The organism is Sunxiuqinia sp. sy24 (assembly GCF_052677165.1).
The window spans coordinates 1-2,195 of sequence record NZ_JBQYLH010000040.1; the positions used below are offsets into that span (position 1 = coordinate 1).

The 2,195-nt window shown below is 31.4% G+C and carries 3 protein-coding genes; all 3 read left to right on the top strand.

What is annotated here, in order from left to right:
- The first annotated feature begins 114 nt into the window (after window positions 1-114).
- The 3 genes from ACUNWA_RS18970 to ACUNWA_RS18980 all read left to right on the top strand — a co-directional run bounded on the left by ACUNWA_RS18970 (window position 115) and on the right by ACUNWA_RS18980 (window position 1,984).
- Window positions 115-672, top strand: a complete 558-nt coding sequence (locus ACUNWA_RS18970; RefSeq protein WP_445593501.1) for a hypothetical protein — start codon at window positions 115-117, stop codon at window positions 670-672.
- A gap of 185 nt (window positions 673-857) precedes the next feature.
- On the top strand, window positions 858-1,463 hold the full coding sequence (locus ACUNWA_RS18975) for a hypothetical protein (RefSeq protein WP_445593502.1): 606 nt from the start codon (window positions 858-860) through the stop codon (window positions 1,461-1,463).
- 5 nt (window positions 1,464-1,468) lie between these two features.
- A complete protein-coding gene (locus ACUNWA_RS18980; RefSeq protein ID WP_445593503.1) occupies window positions 1,469-1,984 on the top strand; it encodes a hypothetical protein in 516 nt (171 codons plus the stop codon).
- Window positions 1,985-2,195: the final 211 nt, after the last annotated feature.

Sequence of the window (2,195 nt, forward strand, 5' to 3'; positions counted from 1 at the left end):
TAGCTACAAATTTAAAAAGGCACATACATCTAACACTAAATAAACGGCATTAAAAAGTCCGTTTATTCTTAACGTTATGGTGCATATTAAATGAATACAAAAACAAACAATAGTATGCCTGACAAATTAGAGTTCAAAATCGTCAACTCTAACTCGTTTTATATTATCAAAATAATTGGGGTTTCCATAGGGATAATTGGGATTCTATTAGGAGGTGCAGTTCTGGCGAGAGGTACGAATGGAAACTTTATAAGCCTTTTTATTCAGCTTCCATTTTGGTTGGAACTGACTTTAGGAATCACTTCATTTATTTTAATTGGAATATCTGTCATCATGCAGTTTAATAAAAATTCGGAAAAAGGTTTATTTACGGTTGGAGAAAATTCATTATGCGTTGACAACAAGGACATTACTTTGAAGCAAAAAGTGATTATAATTCAAACTAATGCGTTGAAAAACAAACCTATTTATAAAAGAGATTTTCTTGAAGGTTCAAATAATTGGCTAAAAATAAGGGAAAATGACAAGTCGATATTTGACGTTGAGTTTCTGATTGACTCTAAAGAAAAAGAAGACGGATTATTAACACTCATTGACCAATGGAAAGAGACAAACCAAATTACCTTTCAGAAATCAAAATCAAACTTTTGGCAAAAGTGGAATGAATTTTAAAATGAAAAAAATACGCACCATAACAAATTGTAATATGGCAGGCGGGTGTCTTGGCGGTCTGACAAGTCAGACCTTGCGCCCACTTTCCTGCGGGTCTGACAGGATTTCTATCGAAAATCCCGCCCGACCACATACAAGTGACCGTTAGCAAACATTTTGAACAAAAAATACTAAACATTAAAACTATGATTAATATTTCCCTGACAGACTTTATTGATTATGTTTCAAAAGTTGGAACTTCAAAATTTACTATTGTTAATCAGATTTACTCTCGTGAAGAATATCAACCTGCATTTGATTTCTGGAAACCTCTGAGAGAAGGAATTATTGATTTACACCAACACAACAGAGACAAATCAGAACTAGATAAAATTTTAAATCATTTAACTGACAAAAAGAAAATCAATCGTTATCCTTCATTGATAGAAAGTTACAAATCCTTTCTTGGCAGAAAGAAAGTTGAATGGTTTGAACCTCCATTTAAAGATTGGAAAACTAATGACTTAAGAATAAAACTAAATCCAGAATTAGGATTAGAAATCAATGACAAGCTTTATGTAATTAAACTTTATTTTAAAGCTGATAAGTTATCACAAATGAAGGCAGATTTAATCCTGTTATTAATGAATACAAAATTGAAAAAAGGAGATTACAAAGAGGCAACATTTGCAGTTTTAGATGTTGAAAGAAAAAAATTATTTGAAAAAACAAAATTGAAAAAAACTCATCTGCCTCTTCTAGAAGGAGAAGCTTTAAGTTTTATAAATATTTGGAATTCCTTTGAAAAATAATTTGCATGAAATGGGAAAATAAAAATATTCGTAAAAAGAGAAAATTTCTTGAGATTATCGGAATTTATGAAATCATAAGTGGTTCTATTGGAATAGGATTTTTTCTCTATGGAGCTTTTACTATTGGTAGCTTTTCTTTTTTCAATATTCTATTAATCCTAATATTCTTAGGATTTTACTCTATGACAATTTATGCTGGAATTAAATTGTTTAAATATCACGAAAAGATGATTACATATTCTAAAATTGTACAATACATACAAATTCCTTCAATTGCAGTTTTAGGGTTTGCATTTACGATGTTTGCGGGATTTTCTTTTATAATTGGAATTGATTACACAAATGAATTACTTTTTAAATTTAATCTGGGTTTATTGCCGAGTAATTCAGAAATTAGAATAAACAGACACTCTAGCGAAATCTTTGGCTATATAAATTTGATACCTGTTTTTATTATCTACTTAATTGACAGTTTGGAATTTAGGATAAAGAACGAAACTAAAGAATTAAAAATTGAATAAAAAACGTTTGCTAACACGGTACATATTGCAGGGCGGGGTTCGGTGGTACGCCAACTGCGGATTCTCGCATCGCAGTTCCGTGTCCTTCGGACAGGAACGCTCCCCGAAATCCACCCCGACAAGATGTACCAACCGTTAGATGTAATGCTACGCATAGCACACATAACCAACAACTTACAATAATGATAGTCAACCTAAAATGTGGAGAATG

Excerpts from the sequence above, each read along its gene's own strand:
- ACUNWA_RS18970 (WP_445593501.1), top strand. The coding sequence starts at position 115 with ATGCCTGACAAATTAGAGTTCAAAATCGTCAACTCTAACTCGTTTTAT.
- ACUNWA_RS18975 (WP_445593502.1), top strand. The coding sequence starts at position 858 with ATGATTAATATTTCCCTGACAGACTTTATTGATTATGTTTCAAAAGTT.
- ACUNWA_RS18980 (WP_445593503.1), top strand. The coding sequence starts at position 1,469 with ATGAAATGGGAAAATAAAAATATTCGTAAAAAGAGAAAATTTCTTGAG.